Source organism: Corynebacterium pseudodiphtheriticum (assembly GCF_023509295.1).
Taxonomy (GTDB): Bacteria; Actinomycetota; Actinomycetes; order Mycobacteriales; family Mycobacteriaceae; genus Corynebacterium; species Corynebacterium pseudodiphtheriticum.
Genome location: NZ_CP091864.1, coordinates 394,425 through 420,639, shown reverse-complemented (window position 1 = coordinate 420,639; position 26,215 = coordinate 394,425). Strand labels below are relative to the sequence as shown.

Annotated in this window: 21 protein-coding genes and 1 tRNA gene; 11 read left to right on the top strand and 11 right to left on the bottom strand. The window is 56.1% G+C overall.

Features of this window, described 5'->3' with window-relative positions; all coding sequences use genetic code 11:
* Window positions 1-52: 52 nt before the first annotated feature.
* Window positions 53-766, bottom strand: a complete 714-nt coding sequence (locus L9H78_RS01790; RefSeq protein WP_023018374.1) for a response regulator transcription factor — start codon at window positions 764-766, stop codon at window positions 53-55.
* A gap of 142 nt (window positions 767-908) precedes the next feature.
* Between L9H78_RS01790 and L9H78_RS01785 the strand changes: the two genes are divergently transcribed.
* Genes L9H78_RS01785 through L9H78_RS01775 form a run of 3 tightly spaced genes read left to right on the top strand, consistent with a single transcriptional unit; the run spans window position 909 to window position 3,902 of the window.
* Complete coding sequence (locus tag L9H78_RS01785; RefSeq protein ID WP_249620312.1) at window positions 909-1,976, top strand: App1 family protein phosphatidate phosphatase; 1,068 nt, start codon at window positions 909-911, stop codon at window positions 1,974-1,976.
* A gap of 58 nt (window positions 1,977-2,034) precedes the next feature.
* Entirely contained in the window at window positions 2,035-3,081 is a 1,047-nt protein-coding gene (locus L9H78_RS01780; protein ID WP_249620311.1) for an ATP-binding cassette domain-containing protein, read from the top strand.
* A complete protein-coding gene (locus tag L9H78_RS01775) occupies window positions 3,081-3,902 on the top strand; it encodes an ABC transporter permease (RefSeq protein ID WP_249620310.1) in 822 nt (273 codons plus the stop codon). The genes L9H78_RS01780 and L9H78_RS01775 overlap by 1 nt, the downstream gene beginning before the upstream one ends.
* Before the next feature lie 210 nt (window positions 3,903-4,112).
* Here L9H78_RS01775 and L9H78_RS01770 read toward each other — a convergent pair whose 3' ends face one another.
* Window positions 4,113-10,277 (bottom strand): YPDG domain-containing protein, encoded by a 6,165-nt coding sequence (locus L9H78_RS01770; protein WP_249620309.1) that lies wholly within the window; start codon window positions 10,275-10,277, stop codon window positions 4,113-4,115.
* A gap of 390 nt (window positions 10,278-10,667) precedes the next feature.
* Window positions 10,668-10,740 (bottom strand) — tRNA-Thr (locus tag L9H78_RS01765).
* Between the two features lie 219 nt (window positions 10,741-10,959).
* Between L9H78_RS01765 and thrE the strand changes: the two genes are divergently transcribed.
* The 5 genes from thrE (at window position 10,960) to otsB (ending at window position 16,115) form a co-directional block, all read left to right on the top strand.
* Window positions 10,960-12,564: a threonine/serine exporter ThrE gene (thrE, locus tag L9H78_RS01760; RefSeq protein ID WP_249620308.1), complete on the top strand. Its 1,605-nt coding sequence runs from the start codon at window positions 10,960-10,962 to the stop codon at window positions 12,562-12,564.
* Window positions 12,565-12,658: 94 nt separating this feature from the next.
* Window positions 12,659-13,081, top strand: a complete 423-nt coding sequence (locus L9H78_RS01755) for a hypothetical protein (RefSeq protein WP_021352422.1) — start codon at window positions 12,659-12,661, stop codon at window positions 13,079-13,081.
* A 70-nt stretch (window positions 13,082-13,151) separates the two neighbouring features.
* On the top strand, window positions 13,152-14,705 hold the full coding sequence (locus L9H78_RS01750; protein WP_249620307.1) for an alpha,alpha-trehalose-phosphate synthase (UDP-forming): 1,554 nt from the start codon (window positions 13,152-13,154) through the stop codon (window positions 14,703-14,705).
* A complete protein-coding gene (locus L9H78_RS01745) occupies window positions 14,702-15,232 on the top strand; it encodes a hypothetical protein (protein ID WP_249620306.1) in 531 nt (176 codons plus the stop codon). The genes L9H78_RS01750 and L9H78_RS01745 overlap by 4 nt, the downstream gene beginning before the upstream one ends.
* A gap of 100 nt (window positions 15,233-15,332) precedes the next feature.
* A complete protein-coding gene (otsB, locus tag L9H78_RS01740) occupies window positions 15,333-16,115 on the top strand; it encodes a trehalose-phosphatase (RefSeq protein ID WP_249620305.1) in 783 nt (260 codons plus the stop codon).
* Between the two features lie 32 nt (window positions 16,116-16,147).
* On the opposite strand, the gene L9H78_RS01735 is transcribed toward otsB, so the two are convergent.
* The 5 genes from L9H78_RS01735 to L9H78_RS01715 form a co-directional block, all read right to left on the bottom strand.
* Complete coding sequence (locus L9H78_RS01735) at window positions 16,148-16,438, bottom strand: hypothetical protein (RefSeq protein ID WP_082936040.1); 291 nt, start codon at window positions 16,436-16,438, stop codon at window positions 16,148-16,150.
* Between the two features lie 97 nt (window positions 16,439-16,535).
* Window positions 16,536-17,558, bottom strand: a complete 1,023-nt coding sequence (locus tag L9H78_RS01730) for a zinc-binding dehydrogenase (protein ID WP_249620304.1) — start codon at window positions 17,556-17,558, stop codon at window positions 16,536-16,538.
* A 164-nt stretch (window positions 17,559-17,722) separates the two neighbouring features.
* Complete coding sequence (locus L9H78_RS01725; protein ID WP_249618257.1) at window positions 17,723-18,505, bottom strand: hypothetical protein; 783 nt, start codon at window positions 18,503-18,505, stop codon at window positions 17,723-17,725.
* Window positions 18,492-18,680, bottom strand: a complete 189-nt coding sequence (locus tag L9H78_RS01720; RefSeq protein ID WP_249620303.1) for a hypothetical protein — start codon at window positions 18,678-18,680, stop codon at window positions 18,492-18,494. The genes L9H78_RS01725 and L9H78_RS01720 overlap by 14 nt, the downstream gene beginning before the upstream one ends.
* Window positions 18,681-18,764: 84 nt before the next feature.
* Window positions 18,765-19,871, bottom strand: coding sequence for a LacI family DNA-binding transcriptional regulator (locus L9H78_RS01715; RefSeq protein WP_249620302.1), 1,107 nt, complete (start codon window positions 19,869-19,871; stop codon window positions 18,765-18,767).
* A gap of 166 nt (window positions 19,872-20,037) precedes the next feature.
* On the opposite strand from L9H78_RS01715, the gene L9H78_RS01710 reads away from it, so the two are divergent.
* The 3 genes from L9H78_RS01710 to L9H78_RS01700 are packed head-to-tail and all read left to right on the top strand — an operon-like array spanning window position 20,038 to window position 22,691.
* Complete coding sequence (locus L9H78_RS01710; protein WP_249620301.1) at window positions 20,038-21,033, top strand: metal ABC transporter solute-binding protein, Zn/Mn family; 996 nt, start codon at window positions 20,038-20,040, stop codon at window positions 21,031-21,033.
* A 6-nt stretch (window positions 21,034-21,039) separates the two neighbouring features.
* A complete protein-coding gene (locus L9H78_RS01705; RefSeq protein WP_249620300.1) occupies window positions 21,040-21,729 on the top strand; it encodes a metal ABC transporter ATP-binding protein in 690 nt (229 codons plus the stop codon).
* Window positions 21,729-22,691 (top strand): metal ABC transporter permease, encoded by a 963-nt coding sequence (locus L9H78_RS01700; protein ID WP_249620299.1) that lies wholly within the window; start codon window positions 21,729-21,731, stop codon window positions 22,689-22,691. The genes L9H78_RS01705 and L9H78_RS01700 overlap by 1 nt, the downstream gene beginning before the upstream one ends.
* 183 nt (window positions 22,692-22,874) lie before the next feature.
* On the opposite strand, the gene L9H78_RS01695 is transcribed toward L9H78_RS01700, so the two are convergent.
* From L9H78_RS01695 to L9H78_RS01685, 3 genes are all read right to left on the bottom strand, one after another.
* Window positions 22,875-23,612, bottom strand: coding sequence for a DoxX family protein (locus tag L9H78_RS01695; protein ID WP_249620298.1), 738 nt, complete (start codon window positions 23,610-23,612; stop codon window positions 22,875-22,877).
* Between the two features lie 77 nt (window positions 23,613-23,689).
* Window positions 23,690-24,916 carry an RtcB family protein gene (locus L9H78_RS01690; RefSeq protein WP_249620297.1) on the bottom strand — a complete coding sequence of 409 codons (1,227 nt, stop codon included), beginning with the start codon at window positions 24,914-24,916 and terminating at the stop codon, window positions 23,690-23,692.
* Between the two features lie 88 nt (window positions 24,917-25,004).
* On the bottom strand, window positions 25,005-26,213 hold the full coding sequence (locus L9H78_RS01685) for an MFS transporter (RefSeq protein ID WP_249620296.1): 1,209 nt from the start codon (window positions 26,211-26,213) through the stop codon (window positions 25,005-25,007).
* Window positions 26,214-26,215 lie beyond the last annotated feature (2 nt).

Below are 26,215 nucleotides of genomic sequence, written 5' to 3'. Positions count from 1 at the left end.
TAATTCTAGCGCTTCGGGCTCTGCTTCAACGGCATTAGTTACTTCAGCATTCTTAGCGGCGTGGTTTCCGCAGCACGTAGCCCACACCACGCACGGTGTGAATCAACGGGGTATCGCCGGTATCAATTTTGCGGCGCAGGTAGGAGATATAAGATTCCACCACGTTGCCATCGCCGCCGAAGTCGTAGTGCCAGACGTTATCCAGGATCTTCGCCTTGGACAACACTACTTCTTTATTCAGCATCAAAAAGCGCAGCAGGTTGAACTCGGTGGGGGAAAGTTCAATGAGTTCGCCGCCTTTGGTGACTTCGTGGGTGTCATCATTCAGCGTCAGATCGGCGTAGCTAATCGAGGAATCTTCTGCTGTATCCTCCTGCACATTGCCGCGGCGCAGTACGACGCGCAGGCGGGTGATAACTTCTTCCAGGCTAAATGGCTTGGTGATGTAATCGTCCGCGCCAATGGTTAGGCCGTGAATGCGCGATTCGACGCCATCTTTCGCCGTCAGGTACAGCACGGGGCCTTCCAGGCCTTCGGCACGCAGTTTTTGCAGCAACTCATAGCCGTCCATACCTGGCATCATGACGTCCAGAATATAAGCGTCTGGGCGGAATTCCCGGGCCACACGCAACGCATCCGTGCCGGAGTTAGCGCTACGCACGTCAAAGCCTTGGAACTTCAGGGAAACAGTTAAGAGTTCAACAATATTGGCTTCATCGTCAACAACGAGAACCTTAACGGGATCGTTATGGGTGTAATCATCCATGAAAATCACTGTCTTCTTTCTTGGTGCTGGTGTCTCTAGTTTATCTATGTCTTTTCTACGGCTAGGAACTTGCACCCAACTGACCGGACACTGAATAGATTCTGTGAGCACCCAAGGCCGCTACACCAGTATTGTTGAACACATGGGATTTTCTGACCTCATCCGCGCAGCCGAGCACAAGATCAACACCTACGGCGTCCGGCGCAAAACCCGGGCGGGTTGGCTGCCGAAAATCGTTCCGTACACCGGCTACGGCACCACTGACCGCGTGCACGTTATCGGGCGGATTCTTATGGACGATCCAACGTTCGATGATTCTGACGCTACCGCTCCCGGCAGCCGCCGCACAGCCGCAGGACAGGTGGAAAATTTCGCGCACGAGGCCCAGCGTGGGTACCGCCAATTCTTTACCGTCCAGGTGGGCGATCACCCGGTGCAGGTGCACGTCGGTGGCGAGGTGGTGCAAACCTATACCGATTCCAACGGCTACTTTGATGTGTCCATCGTCGGCCATGGCTTAGAACCGGGTTGGGGCGAAGCAGATGTCACTGCCCAGGGCGCAGAAGCTGTGACGGCCAAAGTGCTCATCACCTCCAGTGAAGAGACCATCGGGTTGATCTCTGATATTGACGACACCATCATGGTCACCAACCTCCCGCGCGCTTTGCACGCGGCCTATAATTCTTGGTTCAAAAAGACGAACAACCGGCAACCGATCCCGGGTATGGCGAAGTTGTACAGCGAGCTGCTCAAGGACCACCCCAATGCCCCGGTGTTTTACCTGTCCACCGGTGCGTGGAACACGTTCCATACGCTCGAGCAGTTCATCGACGACAACAATCTGCCCCAAGGCCCACTGCTGTTGACTGATTGGGGGCCAACCCCCACCGGTTTATTCCGTAACGGTTCGGAACACAAGAAAGTGCAGTTGCGGAACCTGATTATCGACTACCCAAATATCAAGTGGATTTTGGTAGGCGATAACGGGCAGCACGACCCACTCAACTATGGTGATTTAGCCATTGAGCACCCAGGTGCGGTCGCAGGCATCGCTATCCGTGAGCTCACCCCCACCGAGCACATGCTTTCGCACGGCACGATGAGTTCTCTGACCGGCCCACCGCGCACCAACCGGGACGCCGTGCCGACGATTTATGGCCCGGATGGCCATGCCTTGCTGCGGGAGTACCGGCGCAAGCCGTTTGCCTAGTTGGCACAGCCGCCGCGGGCTTAGATGAGGCATCACCTATTGGTGTTAATCTGCATCCATGACTGATGACTTATTGATCCGTATGCGCGATGTGCGGAAAAAATATGCGGCGAAATCCGGCACGGTGCATGCCTTAGATGGGCTAAACCTAGAGGTTGCGGAAGGAACGGTCCGGGGCCTGTTGGGCCCCAATGGTGCGGGTAAGACCACTACCGTGAAAGTCTTGACGACGCTAACCCGCCCGACTTCTGGTGAGGTCACCATCGACGGCCTGGATGTGGTGCGTCATGGCCACGAGGTACGCAACCGCATTGGGGTTTCTGGGCAAAACGCCACTATTGATGAAGAGCTCACCGCCCGGGAAAACCTCATGCTGGTGGGCCGCCTGTTCCATCTAGGCGATAAGGGTGCGAAACAGCGCGCCGATGAGCTGCTAGAGATTTTTAATTTGGAGCACGCCGCGAACCGCCCGATCAAGGGTTTTTCTGGTGGTATGCGCAGGCGCGCTGATCTAGCTGCGTCTTTAGTGAATGATCCGAAGATTCTGTTCCTGGACGAGCCCACTACGGGCTTGGACCCGGCTGCGCGTTTGTCTTTGTGGGAAGTTATTAAGCAGCGCGTGCGTTCCGGCACTACTCTGCTGCTGACCACACAGTATTTGGAGGAGGCGGACTATTTGGCCGATCAGATCAGCGTGATTGACCAGGGCAAGGTTATTGCCGAAGGCACTGCTGATGAATTGAAGTCGAATGTCGGCGGCCAGCGGATTTCCGTGGTGCCGGTTAACCAGGCAGACCATGATGCTGTGCACAGTTTGTTGGATGCGGTCGCGACCAATCGCGGGTCGGTGACCATTGATGGCAACGAGTTGAGTGTGTCTGTGCACGATGGCCCGGCTGCCCTGGAGCAGGTGGTGGCCAAGCTACGCGCGCAGGAGATCGCGGTGCATGATGTTGGGATGTCGCGCCCAAGCCTGGATGAGGTCTTTTTGGATCTCACTGGGCAAAACGTTACTGGGGGAACCCACACGGAGCGTACTGACACCGGGGCGGGTACTCCGGCCCACGGCACGCAAGAATCTGCACAGAAAGGCGGCACTAACTGATGAGCACTACGAGCCCTACCCCGGCTATTACTTCTGCCCCTGCGATGTGGCGTGCGGACGTCCGCGCGGTGGTTATTCGCAATTTGATTCGGATGCGCCGTTCGCCGGATATCATCGTGTTTACCGTGTTGCAGCCGATCATGTTTGTGTTGTTGTTTTCGCAGGTTTTTGGCGGCGCTATTCATATTCCGGGTATGAGTTATGAAAATTTCTTGATGCCGGGCATTTTTGTGCAGTCGGCGATTTTCGGTTCTACTACCTCGGGCCTGTTTATCGCGAATGATAAGAAGGATGGCTTGATTAGTAGGTATAAGACTCTGCCGATGGCGCGTTCGGCAGTGGTTTTTGGCCGCACGGTGGCTGATATCACGTTGGCGAGTCTCACGTTATTGGTGATGGTGGTTACTGGCTTGGCGATTGGTTGGCGCCCGGAGTCTTTCTGGGGGTTTGTGCAGGGCTATTTGTTGCTGTTGTTGTTTGTGTGGGCTTTTTCTTGGTTGATGGTCACGTTGGGTTTGGTGGTTCCGCGCCCGGAGGCGATGAATTCGGCGACGTTTATTACGTTGTTTCCATTGACTTTTTTGTCGAATGCTTTTGTGCCGCAGGAGACGATGCCTACGCCGTTGCGGGTTTTTGCGGAGTGGAATCCTTTGTCTGCTTTAGTGCAGGCGTTGCGTGATTTGTTTGGTAATAATGGCGCGTTGGAGACTCCGGATGTGTGGAGTTTGCAGAATCCGGTTGCGTTGGTGTTGATTGGCGCTGTGTTGTTCTTTGTGGTCTTTTGTCCGCTTGCGGTGCGGGCTTATGACCGGAAGGCTTAGGTCTTAGCGTTTTCAGGCGTTTTGGTTATAGCAAAACGGGGCATCCGGTGTGATGGGCACTTGTTGAGAGTGCGTTCACACTAGATGCCCCGTTTGCTTTGGGCATTGTTTGTGCGTGGTGCCCGGTTGCCCGGGCTACGCGTCTGGTATCCCCCCGGCCTGGGCCGGGGTTCTACCTTGTCCTAGCTTTGTGCTGGGACTTCCGCGTTATTACTTGCGGTTGAACAGTCCTTGGAACCAACCGAGGATTCCGCGGGACTCTGTCTGCTGCTCACTGGAGGAAGAGGACAGGTCGACCGAGGAACCAGTAGCCGAGGAGGACTGGTCGGCCTGGGTGTTCATGCAGTGCTGGTAGCTCAGGCCGGCCACGGCGATGGCAGCTGCTGCCAGGCCGATGTGGCGGTTTTCGTGAGCGAATTGGCCCAGCTGCTGGTTGAACTGGTGCAGGCGACCGTTGATGTGATCCAGAACGTCAAGTGCAGCGCGTCCTTCTGGTCCCACGCTACGGCGCACTTGCTGGTCAATCGCGTGGATTTCGCGGTTGAACTGCTCCCGCAGGCCAGCCAGGTGCGGGTTCATGACCAGTTCGTACATGTTGTGCAGTGGCGACAGCAGGATCAGTGGGATGGCGGTGACGCCACCAGCAAACACTGCGCACTGCAGGTGCCGTGGAATGTCGAAGTTACTGGAACCGGACGACAGACCTGGGTTCACCGGCTCGCCGCCACCCTTGCCGACAGTCACGATAACCTGGTCGGATTCAGCCTTGTCACCATCCTTCTGCGAAACGATGTACTGCGATTCTGGGGTTGCTCCACCAGGGACATCGATAGACCAGTTGCCATTCTCGTTCACCTTTGTGGTGGTGGAGAAGCCGTTAGGTCCGGTGACCGTGATGGTAGCGCCTGGTTTACCGGTACCGGTGATGGTGTTGTCACCTGGGTTTACTGGGTTAACCGTTGGTGCTTCAGTGAAGACATCACCTGCGGTGAGGTCATCGTTATCATCACCAGTCAGTACTGGAAGCTCTCCGAAGTTTCCTGGTACAAACTCTTCGCCAGTGACTGGTACTTGGGTGACGAAGGACTTGGTTTCTTTGGTTCCATCTGGGTAGGTGATGGAAACCTCGACGACGATTGAGTCGCCTGGCTTAGCATCAGCGCCTGGTTTGACGGTGATGTCGCCGTTTTCTTCCAGGTCAACGTCCCAGTCTTGCGTACCCTTGTTGTGGGTTCCGTGGCCCCAGCCAAGATCTACCTTAGTGCCGTGAGGCAAGGCATCACCAGTGTTCTTAACCGTGACAGGAGAGCCGTCTTCAGGGGTGTTGGTATCAGCCCAGTTAGGCTCGATCATCTCAGCTTGACCGAAAGCTTCCTCAGCGGTGAGTTCGGTTTCTTCAGACTGCAGCATTGGACCGTACTCGCCAAAGTTTCCAGGTACGTACTCTTCGCCGGAAACTGGTACCTGAACGATGAATTCTTTAGTCTCCGTTGAACCATCGGCGTAAGTGATTACCGCCTGGACCAAGACAGAGTCGCCGTGTTCAGCATCAGCGCCTGGAGTGACGGTGATGGCGCCGTTTTCTTCCAGCTCGACATCCCAGTCTTGCGTGCCCTTGTTGTGAAGTCCGTGACCCCAGCCAAGTTCAACTGTGGTGCCGTTCGGCAAATCATCACCGGTGTTGTTAACGGTGACAGCGGAACCGTCCTCAGGTGTGTCGGTATCGTTCCACTCTGGGTCAAAACGATCGGCTTGGTCGAAGACATCTCCTGCAGTGATGTCACCAGAATCCTCACCTGTGATTGGACCGAACTCGCCGTGGGTTGTGTTAGGCGTATTCGGACGATCGGAACCTTCACTATTTGGATAGTCTGGCTCGCCGAGATTTTCTGGGAAGAATCCTTCAAAGGTTAGAGGGACTTTGACAATGAATGTCTTAGTCTCAGTGGAGCCGTCTGCATAGGTCAGTTCCACGTGTACTTCGATGGAGTCCTCTGGCGCTGCATCGCCACCAGGGATAACGGTAATTGATCCGTCTTCTTCCAGGCGTACGGTCCAGTCTTGTTCGCCCTTGTTGTGTTCACCATAGCCAACCAACAGGTCAACATCGGTGTCATGAGGAATCTCATCGCCGGTGTTAGGAACGTTTACGCGTGAACCATCATCTGGAAGGTTGGTGTCGTTCCAGTTTGGATCGACGACCTCAGAGATGTCCTTAGTCACCTTCGCATCAATCGGCTCGCCAACATTGTTGCCATCCTTATCAGTGATCTGAACCTTCGCAGGCTTCTCAGTAACACCATCACCCAAAGTTCCCTCAGGAACCGTAACAGTGATCTCACCAGACTGCGGATCAACAACTACCTTCGCATTATCAACAGGCTTGCCATCAATAGTGACGGTACCGCCCATATCCTCAGTCGGATTAGCAACCTTCTGACCAATCTTGGTCGCCTTACCCTCAGGAACCTTATTGCCATCAGCAGTAGCATCACCAGAAATCGAAGGCTTAGGAAGCTCCTTAGTCACCTTCGCATCAATCGGCTCGCCAACATTGTTGCCATCCTTATCAGTGATCTGAACCTTCGCAGGCTTCTCAGTAACACCATCACCCAAAGTTCCCTCAGGAACCGTAACAGTGATCTCACCAGACTGCGGATCAACAACTACCTTCGCATTATCAACAGGCTTGCCATCAATAGTGACGGTACCGCCCATATCCTCAGTCGGATTAGCAACCTTCTGACCAATCTTGGTCGCCTTACCCTCAGGAACCTTATTGCCATCAGCAGTAGCATCACCAGAAATCGAAGGCTTAGGAAGCTCCTTAGTCACCTTCGCATCAATCGGCTCGCCAACATTGTTGCCATCCTTATCAGTGATCTGAACCTTCGCAGGCTTCTCAGTAACACCATCACCCAAAGTTCCCTCAGGAACCGTAACAGTGATCTCACCAGTCTCCGGATCAACAACTACCTTCGCATTATCAACAGGCTTGCCATCAATAGTGACGGTACCGCCCATATCCTCAGTCGGATTAGCAACCTTCTGACCAATCTTGGTCGCCTTACCCTCAGGAACCTTATTGCCATCAGCAGTAGCATCACCAGAAATCGAAGGCTTAGGAAGCTCCTTAGTCACCTTCGCATCAATCGGCTCGCCAACATTGTTGCCATCCTTATCAGTGATCTGAACCTTCGCAGGCTTCTCAGTAACACCATCACCCAAAGTTCCCTCAGGAACCGTAACAGTGATCTCACCAGACTGCGGATCAACAACTACCTTCGCATTATCAACAGGCTTGCCATCAATAGTGACGGTACCGCCCATATCCTCAGTCGGATTAGCAACCTTCTGACCAATCTTGGTCGCCTTACCCTCAGGAACCTTATTGCCATCAGCAGTAGCATCACCAGAAATCGAAGGCTTAGGAAGCTCCTTAGTCACCTTCGCATCAATCGGCTCGCCAACATTGTTGCCATCCTTATCAGTGATCTGAACCTTCGCAGGCTTCTCAGTAACACCATCACCCAAAGTTCCCTCAGGAACCGTAACAGTGATCTCACCAGTCTCCGGATCAACAACTACCTTCGCATTATCAACAGGCTTGCCATCAATAGTGACGGTACCGCCCATATCCTCAGTCGGATTAGCAACCTTCTGACCAATCTTGGTCGCCTTACCCTCAGGAACCTTATTGCCATCAGCAGTAGCATCACCAGAAATCGAAGGCTTAGGAAGCTCCTTAGTCACCTTCGCATCAATCGGCTCGCCAACATTGTTGCCATCCTTATCAGTGATCTGAACCTTCGCAGGCTTCTCAGTAACACCATCACCCAAAGTTCCCTCAGGAACCGTAACAGTGATCTCACCAGACTGCGGATCAACAACTACCTTCGCATTATCAACAGGCTTGCCATCAATAGTGACGGTACCGCCCATATCCTCAGTCGGATTAGCAACCTTCTGACCAATCTTGGTCGCCTTACCCTCAGGAACCTTATTGCCATCAGCAGTAGCATCACCAGAAATCGAAGGCTTAGGAAGCTCCTTAGTCACCTTCGCATCAATCGGCTCGCCAACATTGTTGCCATCCTTATCAGTGATCTGAACCTTCGCAGGCTTCTCAGTAACACCATCACCCAAAGTTCCCTCAGGAACCGTAACAGTGATCTCACCAGACTGCGGATCAACAACTACCTTCGCATTATCAACAGGCTTGCCATCAATAGTGACGGTACCGCCCATATCCTCAGTCGGATTAGCAACCTTCTGACCAATCTTGGTCGCCTTACCCTCAGGAACCTTATTGCCATCAGCAGTAGCATCACCAGAAATCGAAGGCTTAGGAAGCTCCTTAGTCACCTTCGCATCAATCGGCTCGCCAACATTGTTGCCATCCTTATCAGTGATCTGAACCTTCGCAGGCTTCTCAGTAACACCATCACCCAAAGTTCCCTCAGGAACCGTAACAGTGATCTCACCAGACTGCGGATCAACAACTACCTTCGCATTATCAACAGGCTTGCCATCAATAGTGACGGTACCGCCCATATCCTCAGTCGGATTAGCAACCTTCTGACCAATCTTGGTCGCCTTACCCTCAGGAACCTTATTGCCATCAGCAGTAGCATCACCAGAAATCGAAGGAGCAGTTGGGGCTTCATTTCCAGGCGAAATCGTGACGCGGATCTTCGAGGAAACGTCTTGACCGGCAGCGTTCTTTACTGCGTTTCCTTGCTCATCGACGAGAGTGATCGTAGCTTCAGTACCGCTCTCTGGCGTTTTCGCTGTCGGTGTACCCTCAATTTGCTTGGTCTCAGGGTTATAGCTCAAGCCATCTGGCAGGCCGTCGACTTTAACCTTTGTCCCCTCAGGTTGGTTCGTTACGTTGACCCCAACCGGATCAATCGGCTGGCCCACTTGACCATCAATATCACCCTCTGGGGTCAACTTCAGATCAACCTGGGAAGGGTTCTCCTTCGGCGTTTCGCCATCTTTATAGCATCCACCAGTCAATCCCGAAACCTCGTTCAAGAAACCGTAGTTCGACGCACCGGTTCCAACGTTCGCAGCACGACCTGTGTTACGCGTGCCGAGGGTAATTCCGCCGTACCCAGCGGTGACCTCGATCTTATCGCCAGCTTTCAACGACACGTCGCTCGGCACATTGATCGACCACTCGCCATGACGGTATTCGTGATCTTCCTTTGGAGCTGCCCAAATTGGATCTTTACCAGGGAATTTTACGAACACCGGAGCATAGCCGGTACGTACTCCAGAGATAGTTTCAGCTCCGACTACGACCGGATTGAGCGTTGGTGGCGCAACGCGGTCTTTATTCTGACCGTCGCCGACGGTTGCTTTAACCGCTAGGGATTTTTTGCCATCAGAAGTTGTTCGCGTGATGGAGATTTCTTGACCGTCTTTAAAAGTCTCACCCGATGGAAGCGAAATTGACCATTTCCCGGCAATACCCGCCCTGGTGGTTAACGGCTCCAAGCCAGGAACGTTTACGGTAATAGTTGCACGTCGGCTCTGGAGTGCACCAGTTCCATCCGCATTTCCCGAAATCGACGATTCTCCTGAAAGAATTGGGCCACTCAGGGTCGGAGGTGTTACTTCGGTTCCCTGACCTTGAACCTCAATTTGGGTTGCCTTGGTCATAGTATGACCAAGAATATTTTGATTCAGGTTCACAGGTGGGTTCACCCAGTGCTCCCCGGGTGCACAAGTAGCGTTGGATGCATCCGCCGGAGCATTCTTGTCACCGACCTGAATTCCTTGCTCGAAACGCCACACATATTCACGGGTCTGGCCAGTTTCTGGATCTTGTGCAGAATATCGCGCACGCATCGGGATCATCATGCGGTCGCCGAACTTAGCCAAGGAACCTAGTCCAAATAGCACCTGGCCGGTATCTTCAACTACAAAAGGGGACGCGCTTCCCGTTTGCGGATTTTGCATCTCAGATGGGGAACCCGGCCCTGCGCTCACGACGCTTCCATCGTCGTTTTTATTCCATCCGAACCATCCGCCTTTGTTGAAGGTCCACGATGGATCGGCAAGCTCAAACTTCGTTCCAGCCGGAAAGTAAGTGTCAGCTAAAACACCTGTGCTTCGAACATGGCGCCCAGAACCACTACGAAATGCACCTTCAGTACCACGCTTAGCATCCTCCGCGTAAAAAACTGGTGGATTCCGCTTGAGGGTAAGCTCCTGTCGGGTATTTTCCTGCGCCTGCGCAGCAGCCGAAATTTCAGGGTAGGCAACGGACTGCGCAAATGGTGCAACCAGCGCCACGGAGAGAGCAGCGGCCGCAATGGTAACGCCTTTACGGCGCACAGCCTTGTTCATGGGAATGTGGTGATTCAAAATAATTCCTTCCGGGAATCAGACGTCGCCCCATATTTGGGGTCAGGGAAGTTCAAGCTGAACAACAAGCTTGCTAACGACAAGATACAGGCTTTTTTCAGGGATCGGCAAGCCCAATTCGACTGAAACCTAGCAGAATACCCCGGTTTTCGCGGTAAAATTCCGCACCCTATCGAACAATAGGGAGCTCTTAGCTGTGAGTTTCCCGAAAATGTTGAACAATAATAGAACAAAAATCTTTATGCTTGATGAGAAAAATTACATTCTTGTAACGCCAGAGAATCAATACAGCCACAAATCGGCACGCACAAGGCGCGGAGCCGAATTACCAGACAAGGGAAAATAACAGTAATTCCCCTGGCGGTAAGTAACCCTGCCAGGGGAATAATGAGCTGGAGACGAGACTCGAACTCGCAACCGACGCATTACAAGTGCGTTGCGCTACCAATTGCGCCACTCCAGCACCGTGCAACCGTTCCTCGCAACCACTGCTGCATCTACACAGCATTGCGGTATGCGCGGGGGCACGGGAAAACACTTTAGCCCAGGCGTCGGCAAGAGAAAAATCATCCCGCCAGCCAGGGCACTCTTCCGGGCAAAAGCCACACCGCCAAAACATGTAAAATCCCCACAGACTGTACAGACCACCCCCAGCAACCGCGCGATATGAGGTATAGCCACTGTGTCTTGGTTGAACAACCTGAAAACAAACCTGCGGGGCACCGGCTCCAAAATATCCACCGTCGACGCCGCCAAGGCCGCCCCACCACCATCGCCACTGGCGCCGGTGGACCTCACCAACCCGGCGCATCTGACCGGAGTCATGGAAATCGCCGCCCGCATCGGGGAAATCCTGATCTCATCCGGCAACTCCAACTCGGACGTGCGCGCACAAATCCACTCCGTGCTTAGCGCCTACGGCCTGTACCAGGCACACGTGGATATCACCACAAAAACGATCACGATCCACGCCAATATCGGAACCATCAACGAGCGCATCCCCGTCAACGTCTTCCGCGTGGCACCAGACTTGACGGTGGACTTCTCCAAACTCACCGCCGTGGACCGGCTAATCCGCTCCATCCAGTCCGGCGCCACCCCACCAGAGCGCGCCGAGCAAATCCTCGACAACATCATGGCCGAAGTACCGCCACACTCGCCGAAGATGGTCAACGTCGGCTGGGGCATGCTGGGCGGCGGTGTATCCGTGATGCTCGGTGGCGACGCCGCAGTGGGAATCCTGGCGTTCATCATCTCGTTCGCGATCATGGCCACCAACTCCTGGCTGTCGAAATTCCGGCTACCCGCGTTTTACCAAAACGTGGTGGGCGGATTCATCGCCACGGTGCCCGCAGCTGGCTTTTATACCTTCGCAGGCAATATCGGCTGGACCTTCTCGCCGTCATACCTGATTGCTTCCGGCATCATCGTGCTGGTGGCAGGTTTAACGCTGGTGCAGTGCTTCGTCGATGGCATCACCGGCGCACCGGTCTCCTCGGCAGCGCGCTTATTCGAAGCCATTCTGATGACCGGCGCCATCGTCGGTGGTGTGGCACTAGGCATTCAATTCGCCATCCTGGTCGGCTGGCAGCTCCCACCGCTAGAGCACACCAGCCCACCAAACGCACACGAGATCCCACTGCGCATTGTGCTCGGCGCGCTTTCTTCTGCTGGTTTCGCCTTCGCGTGCCAGGCGCGCCGTTCCGCTGTGGCGGTGGCTGGAGCTACCGCTGGAGCAGGCATGATCTTCTACTACGGCATCATGGTGCCCCTTGGCGCCGGCGTGGTGCTGGCCTCGGGCGTAACCGCGGGAATCATCGGCCTGGCCGGTGGTTTGCTGGCTCGCCGTTATGAAATCCCACCACTGATCGTCGCCGTGTGCGGCTATACCCCCATGCTTCCCGGTTTGATGCTCTACCGCGGCATGTACGCGATGATCAACGAACAAGCGATCGTCGGCTTTTCCAATGCCGGTGGCGCCATCGCGATCTCCGCAGCCCTGGCAGCCGGTGTGGTCTTCGGCGAAAAAGTAGCCCGCAACCTGCGCCGCCCCCGCTCGTACCGGGCCTACGCCGCCGTGCAACGCGCCGGACGATTCTCTTACCGCCAGGCCGCCAAAGCCGCCGCCAAAGGCAGCTCCGCAGCACGGCGCATCCCCCGCGGGAGTAGCGGAACCAACGCGGGCAAGCAGGCGTCGGCAAGCACCAGCGCCAGCAGCGACGCGCACGCCGCGCAAACACGGACCCCGGAAACCCAGACCTCACAGCGCAAAACCGACCACACATAGCGTAGAATGGCCTAGTTGTAGGTAAGACGCACAGCGTTGTAGGTAAAACGCACAGCAGACCCAAAAACGATACCGTTCCAGGAGGAAGCACTCCATGCCACCAAAGGTCACTGACAAGCATCCCGAAGTAGAACAAGAACAGGCAGTCGAAGAACAAACCGCTTCTGCCGCCCGGCGCATCGTTGCCACCTACGCCGAAGACTTCATGGATGGCGTGACCCTGATGTGCATGCTCGGTGTAGAACCAGAAGGGCTAGTGCACTCCAAGGTTTTGGCCGAGCAAAACCCGCAGCCGGCAGACGATTCTGCAGAAGGCTCCGGCACGGCCAAAAAGACCACCAAAAAGACTTCCAAGAAGGCATCGAAGAAAGCCACCAAGAAGTCCAGCAAAAAGTCGACGAAGAAGACTGCGAAGAAGGCCTCCAAGAAGTCGACGAAGAAAACCGCGAAGAAGTCTGCGAAAAAGACCTCTAAGAAGGCCACCAAGAAATCCACAGCCAAGAAATCTGCTGACTAAGCCTGCCGGAACGGTGGCACGGTGAGTAAACGAAACGGTGATTGAGCAAAACGGTGATTGAGGTACCACGGTGAATGATGGGCACAACGGCCACGGCGTCGGCGCGCATGATTTCGTGGTGGTCGCGAACCGCCTGCCCGTGGACCTGCTCAGCAACGCCGACGGCACCACAGAATGGAAAGCCTCGCCCGGCGGGCTGGTCTCTGCGCTTTCCCCCATTTTAGAATCCCGACAAGGCTGCTGGGTTGGCTGGCCCGGTGTGGCTGATGCCAGCCCCGAGCCGTTTTACAACGACGCCGGGGCTCTGCTGCACCCGGTCACACTCTCAGAATATGACTACGAGGCGTTTTACGAAGGATTTTCCAACGCCACCCTGTGGCCGCTGTACCACGACCTGATTGTTCCCCCGACCTACCACCGCGAATGGTGGACTGCCTACCGCGAAGTCAACACACGCTTCGCCGAACACGCCGCCGCCGTAGCCGCGCCCGAGGCCACCGTGTGGGTTCAGGACTACCAACTGCAATTAGTCCCCGGCATTCTGCGCCAACTACGCCCGGACGTGCGCATCGGTTTTTTTGCACACATCCCTTTCCCACACCCAGATATCTTCCGACAACTGCCCTGGCGCCACGAAATCATCCGTGGGCTACTGGGCGCCGATGTGGTGGGCTTTCAGCTCACCACCGATGCCAACCACTTCTTACAGTTAGTGGCTGCAGGATATGGGGTCTCCAACCATGACGCCCGCGATAGCCTGGAATCGACGCCGCAGGGGCCGGGTTTTTCTGCACTAGGTACTGCGAGTTTGCGGGAAATCACCGCGCGGATTACCACCCCAGATGCCCGCGAGGTTGGGGTGGCTGCATTCCCTATCTCTTTGGATTCTGCAGCACAGCTGGAATTCACAGACGCCGATGCTGCAGAAATCGCGCGCCTACGGGCAGATCTTGGTAACCCGCAGGTGGTGTTTTTAGGTGTAGACCGCTTGGATTACACCAAGGGCATCGTCGAACGGCTACAAGCTTTTGAAGAATTACTCGAAGCCGGGGTGCTGCATCCGCGCGAAGTATCCTTCGTGCAACTGGCCACCCCCTCCCGCGAGCGCATCGAGCACTACCGCAAAACCCGCTCGGTGGTGGAAGAAACCGTCGGGCGCATCAACGGGCGCTTTTCCACCTTCGGCCACCCCGTGGTGCACTACCAGCACACCAGCGTGCCCAAACAAACACTGCGCCGCTACTACCGCCTGGCCGATGTCATGGTGGTCACCCCGTTTAAAGACGGCATGAACCTGGTGGCGAAGGAATACGTCGCCTGCCACAACGACGGCACCGGCGCGCTAGTGCTTTCCGAATTTGCGGGCGCAGCCAACGAATTACCGCAAGCAGTGCTGTGCAATCCTTTCGATATGGAATCGATCAAAGCCGCGATGGTCACCGCCGTGGCGGGGTTACGCGAGCAGCCGGAGCGCATGCGGGACCGTATGCAGCACATGCACGCCCACGTGTTGGAATATGACGTAGCCCGGTGGGCGCAGTCTTTCCTGTCCAACTTGGATAGGTTCAGCTCGGACGAACTCAACCCGAGCAAATTCACTCCCGGAAGTGGGGAGCGCCCATGAAACTGAGCTTTAGCCGCAGCTCGAATCCCAGCCCGAACCGAAAGCGTCGACAAGTGGTGGCCGGGGTGCTGCTCAGCGCCAGTGTGGGCTTAGCTGCCTGCGGGAATGAAGAAACCGGCGCCCTATTAGACTCCACGTGGCAGATCACCCACATCTATTCCGCGCCAGAAGACCCCACCGAAGTACCAACCGATATCGCCGGGGTGCCGCGCCTGGGCTTCAGCCAAAACAGCATGGCAGGATACACCGGCTGCGCACCACTGCAGGCCCAGGTGAGTTTCAGCGATGACTCCGGCGCGTCCGTCGCCGCTAATGACGCCAGCTTTGTGCTGCTCAATGAAGTCATCAGCGACGAGATCGATACCGAATGCACCGGAACCGCCGCCTGGGTACACAGCCACATTGCGGACTTGTTGCAGTCCGGCAATCGCTTCGCCTTGCACTTCGACAGCCGCGGCGAGCTAGTCATACAGCTGGACGACGGGCAGCCGATCAATTCACCTGCACTGCGCATGTTCGTGCTGTAGGCCACCCACGCAGCGTAGCGCGGGTTGGTCGCCCGGCAGCTGACCCCAGGCTCGGCCCTGCAGGAACCGGGCCACCCGACGCGCCACTATCATGTGGGGCATGAACACCCCGCACTCTCTGGCCACACACCCGGCTTTTGTGGCAGCCGCAGAAAGCCCCCGCCTGCTAGTCGTCTCCGATTTCGACGGCACCTTAGCCGGCTTTGACCCTGACCCCTATGCTGTGCACGCCCACCCCGGCTCGCTACAAGCACTGCGGGAACTATCCGAGCTGTCCAACACCACCGTCGGGGTGCTATCCGGCCGACACGTGGCTGGTTTAGAAAAAGTATGCCCGCTGGAACCGCCCATATTGCTGGTTGGCTCACACGGAGCAGAAGACCGTGACGGGGCCACGGTGCCACTGACGGCGAAACAACAGAACTTCTTAGACGACGTCGGCGCCGAGCTGGAGGATTTAGCCGCGCAACACCCCGGCACCTACGTGGAAAATAAGCCATTCCAGCGGGTATTTCATGTTGCTCCCCTGGCAGTGGAGGACCCAGCGGCTGCACAAGAGATCCTAGAGCGTGCCCGCCAGGTTGCTGCACGCGGCTTCCCCGTCACCCCCGGAAAAAATTTGGTGGAGTTTTCCGCCCTAGAAATCACAAAAGGCACCTGGCTGCAGCGCGAAAAACAGCGCTTACAGGCAGATGCCGTGGTGTTTCTCGGTGACGATGTCACCGATGAAAATGCCTTCGCCGTGCTCGGCCCCGATGATGTGGGCATCAAGGTCGGGGCCGGTGCTACCTGCGCGGGCCACCGGGTCGCAGATATTGACGAGGTGGCGAATGTATTGCAGGACCTGGCGGCCCGGCGCGGCAGGTACCTCGCTAGGGCTTAATCAGCCAAGGGGCAAAGGCTGCGGCGAGGGATTTAGTGCTCGTCCCAGTGGCCATCGTGGAAGGCGTGGCGGTGGCCGTCATGCACGTAGTCCACGTGATCATCGTGTGGCACAGCAACGTGGCCGCAGTTTGGGCCGTGCTCGTGCTCGTGGGTTTCGTGTGGCTGGTGCTGCTCATTTTCGCACTCGTCCCAGTGACCGTCGTGCTCGCGGTGCAGGTGGCCGTCGTGCACGTAGTCGACGTGATCATCGTGCGGGATGGCAACGTGACCGCAGTTTGGGCCGTGCTGGTGGGTGTGCTCTTCGTGGATTGCGTGAGTCATTTTCTGACATCCTTTCCGCCTCGTTTTCAGTACATTTTCATTAAACATCATTGCCGATATATTTTCAACAAGCGGACGTTAATGAAAATGACACCGTTTACGGCTTAAGCATGACCTTGATGGCTTCACGACGGTCCATAGCTGCATAACCTGCGGCGGCGTCGTCTAGCGACAGAGTTTTATCGAAAACATCACCCGGTGTGATCTTGCCCGCAAAGATTAAATCAACCAATTCTGGCAGGTATTTGCGCACTGGAGCCGGGCCGCCTTCCAGCGAAACCAGCGAAGCGAACAAATCCTGACCATCCAGTTCCACCCCATGGCTAACGCCAACGAAGCCCACATTGCCGCCGCGGCGGGTAGCACCAATGGCTTGTTTCATCGAACCGTCCGTACCCACGGCCTCAACACAACCATGCAGGCCCACACCGTCGGTCAGTTCTTTTACTTTTTCAATAAATTCCTCACCACGCTCCGGAATGATGTCCGTGGCACCAAATTTCTTCGCCAGCTCCTGGCGCGATTCATGGCGGGAAGAGACCACAATGCGCTCCGCGCCCAACTGCTTGGCAGCCAAAACCGCAGACAAGCCCACGGCACCATCGCCGACCACGCCGATAATCTTGCCTGCGCCAGCACCGGCAACATCTGCGCCATACCAGCCAGTACCCAGCACATCAGAGGCAGCCAGCACGTGACGCAACTGATCTTCATTTGGTTCGGCAGGCAATTTCACCAGGGTGCCGTCGGCAAGCGGGACACGAGCATATTCCGCCTGGGTGCCCACGCCGCCCATAAATTCGCGGTTTAAGCAGCCAGAGGGGTAGCCCGCCTGGCAGATTTCGCATTTACCGCAGCTAGCAACAAAGGAACCAACAACCCAGTCGCCAACCTGAATATCCTGAACCTCAGAACCGATTTCGGTGACTTGGCCGACGTATTCGTGGCCCATGCGAGCACCTGGGTCTACCTCTTCGTCACTGCGGTACGGCCAAAGGTCAGAGCCGCACACGCAAGCCGCCGCAACTTTGATGACGGCGTCGGTAGGTTTTTCTAGTTGTGCATCGGCGACGTTTTCAACACGGATATCGCCGGCAGCATGGATAGTTACAGCGCGCATGTATGTGCACTCTCCTTGTCATGATTGGATTTCTGCTTTTGTGCAGAATCCCGATTCTAAGAAGCGCAACACACTGGGGCTGGGTGCAATTTTCAATAAGGAATGACAAGCCAGGAAAATGCAGTTGACACGGCAACTTTATGCAATCTGCTACGCGCAGCCGCTTAGCTGCGGGCAAACTTTTTCTGCCAAGCCGTGTCGAATTCCGGCAATGTCCAACCAATTGGCTCCGGCATCCCGTATTCGTCGACAAGTACACGGAGCGCCTCATCCGGGCAATCCCTTACCGCTGCAGCCAGCTGTGTTCTGCGCCAGTTTTCACGCGCTGTACGTAGGTGTTGCTGCCATTTACTGTTATCAACATCAAGCTTGAACTCCACGCGCAGCATTTCCAAGACGTCTTCCAAGCATGGCCGAAAGCGATGCCCACCAGTAGGGAAATGCAATTCTGATAGCCGCGTGCCCCGCCGAAAATAATTACGCACTTTCTTTGTCCGCTCAACATCAAATTTGGAAGCAAAGCCCATGAGATGCGTGAATTCATCACGATGCGCATGGACATGAATGTGCGAACTCGGGCGGTGAGAATCCTGATCCTTGACGTACTCCACACGAAACAACGGTGCTTCGGTATCACTGCCATAAGGCATCACACGAATCGAGGACTTCTCAACCGCTAGATGCTTCCCTTGAGAATCCCAAGTGCAATTAATCTTCATCCCCAGGCCTAAAACCGGCCATCCCCGAGACTTCAACTTCACCACTTTGGGTAAGTCTTCTTTCTGCGCGAACTGAATAACAATGGAATTACCGCGTGCGGATTGCGCAATCACGGTTTCAAGAACAAAGTCATTGTCAGCAAAATATTCCAGCGCATCCGTCAATGTCCAAGCCAGCTCATCAGCTTTACCCTCTAACAATTTTTCATCAGCACTACTCAATGCCAAGCAACCACCTTAAAGTTTCAATCCGGTCCCACACACCCGCTTCTTTCGGCGAAAGACTATACGTGTAAGCACGTGCTTCAAATTCTTCGATTCCACCTTCCACGCTTGCCTCTAAATCCTCTAATTGCCGGGCGGCTTCTTCTTCTGTCAGATGGATATGGCGAACGGCCATCATTTCCTCCTTTCCATCACGTCGATATTCTGCCTTCTACCGCTCACATAACTACAGATTCTGCGCAATTTCCACAGAACGCGAGTTCTAATTATGTGGCGGAGCCACCGTAGAACCGGGATATAGCGAAGTCCCCAAAATCCTGCGCACAGGCGTACTATCCGGCTCGTCGATCAGCCCACGCAACACACGCCCGGCCGCAGCCCCTTTGGCTTTGTTCGGCTGGATGATCGTCGTCAAACCTGCATGCCGAGCTTCCGCGATACCGTCGAAACCAGTCACCGAAAGCTGCTCCGGAACCGAAATCCCGCGCTCACGGGCCTCATTTAACACCGCCAAAGCCATGGAATCCGTGGTGCAAACAATCGCAGTCAATTCTGGGTGCGTATCCAGCATCTCGCGGGCGGCACTGCGCGCATTATCGGCGTCGTTAATATGCCGTGAAATCACCGGGATCTGCGCGGGATCCAGCCCGGCGCGCCGACACTCATCCAATACCCCGGACACCCGCCCGCGCTGCACGTGCATGTCTGCCCCAGGAATATCGGCGGCAGCCACAGCCCCATCAACACGCTGCTGGAACAGCCGGATCGACAACACACCGATGCGCCGGTGGCCCGCCTCCAACACAGCACGGACAGCCGGGCGGATCGCAGCATCATCGTCAATACCCACGAAAGGCGCGCCAGAATCCGTCGGCTGGTCACACACCACCACCGGCAACCCACGCGCGCAGGCCGCCCGCAAATAGGGATCGTTCGCAGCCACAGAATAAATAATGAAACCATCCACCCCGGCCTGGTTCACGGCTGCGGTGGCTGCGTTAGTGGTGGCGTCGGCAAGCGTGTCCGGGCCCGCGGGAATCAACGTCAGCGAAAAATCGGTGCCGTGGGTGGACTCGGCAATCCCGGCCAAAAAATCCACCGAAGCCATGTCCTCGAAGGCATAAGAAAGATGCTCGGTGAGCACCACACCCCAAGAACCGGCGTGCTTCGTGCGCAGCGAACGCGCCGTCGGATCCGGCCCCGGGTAACCGCGGGCTTTCGCAGCCGCCATGATGCGGTCACGGGTGGCCGCGGACAACTGATCCGGGCGGTTATAGGCATTAGAAACCGTCGTACGGGACACGCCCAGATCGGCGGCAATCGATGCCAAAGTTCCTTTGCTGAGCCCAGCCCGTGATCGCGGTGCCATGCGGGTGATTCTACCGGGCTTCGGCCAGGCCATTCTTCACGGCCTTAACGACGAGCGAGCACTCCGGTTTTACGGCCCGTTGCAGGCCAGGAAGACGCCGTCACGCTGCTTATTTTCACTAGATTTTCAATTGACAACTGTTTTCACCACCACCATAGTGTTAACTATGATCACGAAACGTCGAGGAGTCTTGACCGCAACCGCCACCGCCGCCATGATGTTCCTGGCAGCCTGCTCATCGGGAGAAACAGGAGGCTCCGGGGACGCTGCCACGTCGGCAAGCAACGGCGATACCGCCGCGGGCGGCGAAGGCACCATCGAAATCGTAGCCTCGACCAGCGTGTGGGGCGATCTCACCAAAGCCGTCATCGACGACGAATCCGTCGCAAATATCCGCACCATCATCAGCGATACCAACACCGACCCCCACCACTTCGAACCCACCGCAGCCGACCTGGCACGCGCCAACGAAGCCGACGTCGTCGTCGCCGGTGGCGGCGGATACGACGCCTGGCTCTACGAACCTCTCGACGAAGACATCGTCATCCACGCCCTGCCACTAACCCCGCACGAGCACAACTCCGGCAACGAAAAACCAGAAGGCACCGAGGCACACGCCCAGTACTACGGCGACAACAACACCTTCGACGTCGCCAACAACGAACACGTCTGGTTCGACACCAAAGCACTATCCACCGTGGCCAACGGCGTTGCCGACCGCATCAAAGAAACCCACCCAGATGCGCCACTGAAAATCGACGAACTCAACGCCGAACTAGATGAGATCGCCGCGCAAATCAAAGCCCTGCCAGCCATCAACATCGCGCAAACGCACCCGATCGCCGACTACATCCTCACCCACACCAAGATGGACGAAGTCACCCCAGAGTCATACCGGCACGCCACGCTGAACCACAGCGATGCCGCCGCCGCTGACCTGGCCTCATTCCTGGAACTCATCGAAAACGACGAACTCGACGTACTCATCTACAACCCGCAAACCGAAACCGACCTGACCAAACGCATCCGCGAAGCCGCCGAAGCCAAAAACATTCCGATGGTTCCGGTCGGTGAAACCCCACTGGATGGCGAAAACTTCCTGGAATACTTCCACTCCGTCGTCGATGACCTGGAAGCAGCCGCCGCAAAGGCGAGCGCATAAACCGCAATGCCGCTTCAGTTTTCCAACGCCGGTGTGGAACCACTCTGGGAAGACCTGGACCTGCAGGTAAAACCCGGTGAATTCATCGCCATCCTGGGCCCTAATGGTTCCGGCAAATCGACGCTGCTGAACACAATCCTGGGCACCCGCACGCTGACCTCTGGCTCCGTGCGCGTCGACGGGCGCATCGGCTACATCCCGCAACAGCACATGTTTGATAAGCACCTGCCGGTTCGAGCACGCGACTTGGTCTCGCTATCTCTCGGCCACGGGGTGTTTTCGGGGCGTCGGCCGAGCAAACGCGCCGTCGACGAGGCACTGGCCTACGTCGGCGCAGAAGGCATCGCGGACCGTTCCGTCGGCACGCTTTCCGGTGGCCAACAGCAGCTGATCCGCCAGGCCCAAGCCTTTGGCACGGACCCGGACGTGGTGCTTGCCGACGAACCTCTGCTCTCGCTGGATATGGCCCGCGAGCACGATACCGTCGCCCGTCTGCATAAACACCGCGCGGCGGTCCTGTTTGTCACCCACGGCATCAACCCGATCCTGGATGTTGTGGACCGCGTGCTGTACCTGGCACCCCGCGGGCACATGTTGGGAACGATCGACGAGGTCATGCAAACCCAGGTGCTCAGCGAGCTGTACGGCACGCATGTAGAAGTAGCAACCGTCAACGGGAAGCTGGTGGTGGTCTAGTGAGTTATTGGGACGATACCGTCTATTTGCTCTCGGTGGGCTTTGTGCAACAGGCACTGATTGCCTCTGCCCTGCTCGGGGTTTTATCCGGTGTGATCACCAGTTTGATTGTGCTGCGACATATGTCTTTTTCCGTGCACGCGACCTCGGAACTGGCACTGATGGGTGCGGCGGCCGCGCTATTGTTCGGCATCAATATCGGCTTCGGCGCGATCATCGGCTCGATTACCGCGGCGGTGATCCTGGCGGTACTCGGGCTGCGGGGTAACCAAGATTCTGCAATCGGCGTGGTTATGAGCTTCGGCTTGGGCCTATCCGTGCTGTTCATCCACCTGTACCCTGGCAACACGACGACGGCGATGTCGTTGCTGACCGGGCAGATCGTCGGTGTCTCCGGCGCATCGACGTGGATGCTGGCGGCAACAACGGTGGTGATCACGGCGTTGATCATCGTGCTGTGGCGCCCTCTGCTGTTTGCCTCTGTGGATCCGCTGATGGCACAAGCCGCCGGTGTTCCCGTGCGCGGGCTGGCCGTGTTGTTCGCGGTGATGGTGGGTTTGACGGCCGCGCAATCCGTGCAGATCGTCGGTGCGTTGCTGGTGATGGCACTACTGATTACCCCAGGTGCAGCCGCGGTACAGGTGACGTCGTCGCCAGTGAAATCCGTGGTGCTTTCGGTGGTGTTCGCTGAAATCGCTGCCGTCGGCGGTTTGGTTGCTTCCCTGGCTCCTGGGCTGCCAGTCTCGGTATTCGTGACGACGATTTCGTTTGTGATTTACCTGGTGTGCCGGATTATTGGCAATCTGCGCAGCCGCAAGACCTCCCGCGATGAGGTCGCTTATGCACGCCGCGTGAAAGCATTGGGTGCAGGAAACGACGCCACTGTGAATCCGCACCACGTCGCGCAGGATGCTGGTGGCGCTCAGGATGGCAGCGGCGATGGAAAAGATGACCGGGGCTGAGAGCTAACGGCGCGGGTCTCGGCCCGGCGCGGGTAGCGGGCAATAAAACAACAGAAAACCGGGGCTTGCAGCCTGCCAGCTAGTGCTGGTGGTGGCTGCAAGCCCCGGTTGTTATTCGCGATAAGTTTTCGCCTAGAGCGTGGCGGTGCCTAGGGCGTAGTGGTTATCGCTTAGTGCAAGTTTTTACTTCTTCCCGTTGTCCCACTGGTTATCGGTGCTCCACTGGGTGGTTTCTGCGTTGGCATCTACACCATCAGCGGTGGAGTTGTTGCCAGCTGCGTTATCGAAGTTCGGGGTAGAAAAGTCTTGGTCGTCAGAGTATTCCTGCCCGGAGCTCTGGCCGTAGTTCTGGGTGGAGTTCTGGCTAGAGAAGTTCTCGCCGCCAAAGTTCTGTTCAGCACCGAAGTTCTGCTCAGCACCGGCGATACCGGAGCCAGCAACGCCAGAACCGGCAACACCAGCGCCAGCGCCGACAGCCTGCTGGTTAGCAGCAGCTTCTTTTTCTTCCTTGCGCTTACGGAACGGCGCGACAAACAAGTGATCCAGCGAGACCCGACCAGCACCGGCAGCAGACAGTGCCAAACCAGCAGCTCCGATTACGGCAACAAACTCCCAGCCGCCGTCGGAAACAAAGATGCCGGAATCGCGGTGCGCAAACCACGCAGCAGCGGCCATCTGCACGAACAGTACCGGGCCAACCAGGCGCACCAGCAAGCCGAGGATGATGGCTGCGCCACCACCAATTTCAAACCAGGTAGCAACCTGTGCGGAAATCTCTGGGGAAGGCACACCCATTTCCTGGAAGGAGCTTGCGGTGCCGTCGATGGTCCATTCATTAAACTTCTGCCAGCCATGCGCGATGAGCACGCCGCCCAGTATGATGCGGGCGATAAGCAGGAAAATATCTCTGATGACAGTCATATCACCAGTCTAACCTGTTTGTGGCCACGTCACCTATTGACTCCGCGGCGTTTCTTCCCGGATAAAGCGCCAGACCGCTACGTACCCTTAACGTTCAGCACCTGCCGCAGTTCCGTGACCACTTCTACGAGATCCGCGGCATCAGCCATCACCTGGTCAATCGGCTTATACGCATCCGGAATTTCATCCACCCATTGCTCACCTGGCCGGTACACAATCCCACCCATGCGATTCGCCAAATCTTCTGCGGTGTACTGCTTCTTTGCTTGCCGACGCGACATCACTCGCCCAGCCCCATGCGGCGCAGAATTCAAGCCCGCAGCGTTACCGCGACCGCGCACAACATATGATCGCGCGCCCATCGAACCGGGAATCAACCCAGACTTGCCGACGCTGGCATCAATCGCGCCCTTGCGGGTAAGCCACACGGACTCATCATTGATGGTCACCTTTTCGGTGTAGTTATGGTGACAGTTCACGCGTTCCACCTCGGTATCTGCACTATCTGCGGGCACCTTCATGGAAATACGCCCGTCGTCATGCGCCTGGCGCATCATGCGGGCCAGCTGATCAACGAAGCGATCCATCATCTCATCGCGGTTCAGCCGTGCAAACCGTTGCGCCCAAGCAAGTTCCCGCAGGTAAGTATCGAAGGACTCGGTGCCCTCACGCAGGTACGCGTGATCCTTTTCTGCAAGCTCGACACCCGCTTCTGCGACTTCTCGCGTCGCGATCTTAATATGCTTTTGCGCGATCTTGTTCCCCACCCCGCGCGAACCCGAGTGCAGGAAACACCAGACATTATCGTCACCATCCAGGCACAACTCGATGAAGTGGTTGCCGCCACCCAAGCTGCCTAGCTGCTCGCGCCACTTCGGGGAATGCGACAGGTCGACGTCGTCACGCTCGGCTAATTCCTCGAGTTCCTGAATGCGCGCCTTGGTGTGCTCGCGGTGAATCTTCTTATTGTAGTTCCCCGGTGAAAGCGGAATGGAACGCTCAACCTCGTCCCGCAGCTGCTCCAGGGAAATCTGCGCGATGTCGTCGGCAGTAAAAATGGTGCGCACTGCAGCCATTCCACAACCAATATCCACCCCGACAGCAGCCGGAATCACAGCCCCCTTAGTGGGAATAACCGTGCCGATGGCTGTGCCCTTGCCGCTGTGCGCGTCGGGCATCAACGCGATATGCGGAGAAACAAAATCCAGCTGCCCCAACCCAGCAGCTTGGTCTGCGGTGTTCTGATCAATAATGCTGGCCCACGATAAAACCCGTGGGGCAAGTTCTATTGGCTTATGTGTCATGTTCACGAGCGTAGCAGCCGGGTAGCACACTGCTCGAACATGAATGCGATTACGTCGCGGTGCCGTCCTTCGATACTTACATATACGGTTATTTTTGCAGACGGCGCTTCACGACTGACCCTATCGTGAGCACGGAAGTCCCCATTCCAGATACGACAAGTGCCGCAGCCGGGCCGAGAGCACTGACAACGGGCGCTCCGACGATGTATCCAATGAGCATTGCGGAGCTATTTATTGACCCCATCGTAGAAAGTGCTTTGGGCTTAACCTCACCAGATACGGTTCCAACAACAATAATGCGCAGAGCGGCCACTTGGACGGCATTGCAGACTCCGCCGAGGAAGAAGCATGGTATGCAGAGCCACAATGAGGGAATTAGCCCAGGTAAGGCTATAAAACAGCCCATAGCGACACCTGCTCCGGTCAGTGCTTTCTTGGCGTTGTGTGCACCAAGATGGGCTGACAACCGTGCCCCAAAGATACGGCCCACGATAAAAGCCTGGGCAATAATTGCATATAACGTACCGCTTGCTTGAAGCGTTGTCGTCGCATAAAAGACAAGAGCAATGTTGAAAATCGACGTGCAAATGATTGCACCCCAAATGCTGGTTATCGCAAAACGAGAACTTCTATTTTTCAATAAGAGAGAAGGCGCTTCGAGTACCTTGTGGAAAAAACTCGACGAAGTTTGTTTGTTGTGCGCCTGCGAGGATTCGTCCTGCGCCGCAGTTTTGTCGAGAGCTAGAAAGGCAACTAACGAGATCACTACAGCACAAGCTTCTACCAAAAGCGCTGTCTGGAGGTTCTTTTGATCAAGAATTAACCCTCCTAGCGGCGGCCCAATGAATCCGCCCCCAAGACGTGCTGTATCCAAAAAGGAGAAGGCTTTCGCTTGCTGTCCTTCGCTGACCTGGGAGTCAACGATGGTGAAAATGGATGGAATTGACAGTCCGGTTAAACATGCGGTGACGAGATTTCCAAGGATGAGAATCAACGGCTCCGGGTAAGCAGCCATTGCTAATAGGCCCAGCAGATCCAAGAAGAGAGCAGAAAGTGCTATGTGATAACTGCTGAATTTGTTGAAGAGTGGACTCAGGAGCGGGACTACAAAAACCTGGGCGCAGGCTGCAGAAACAAAGATGCTTGCTACTAAGAGTTCACCCTGGTTAAGAGCAGCGAAGTGGAGTGAAATTGACAAGCTGGTCATTGCCCCACACAGGGACAGCAAAAAATAGATGGCGACCAAAAGATAAATTGAACGAAATCCTTCGCCGCCACTACCTCTAAAAAGATGCATTT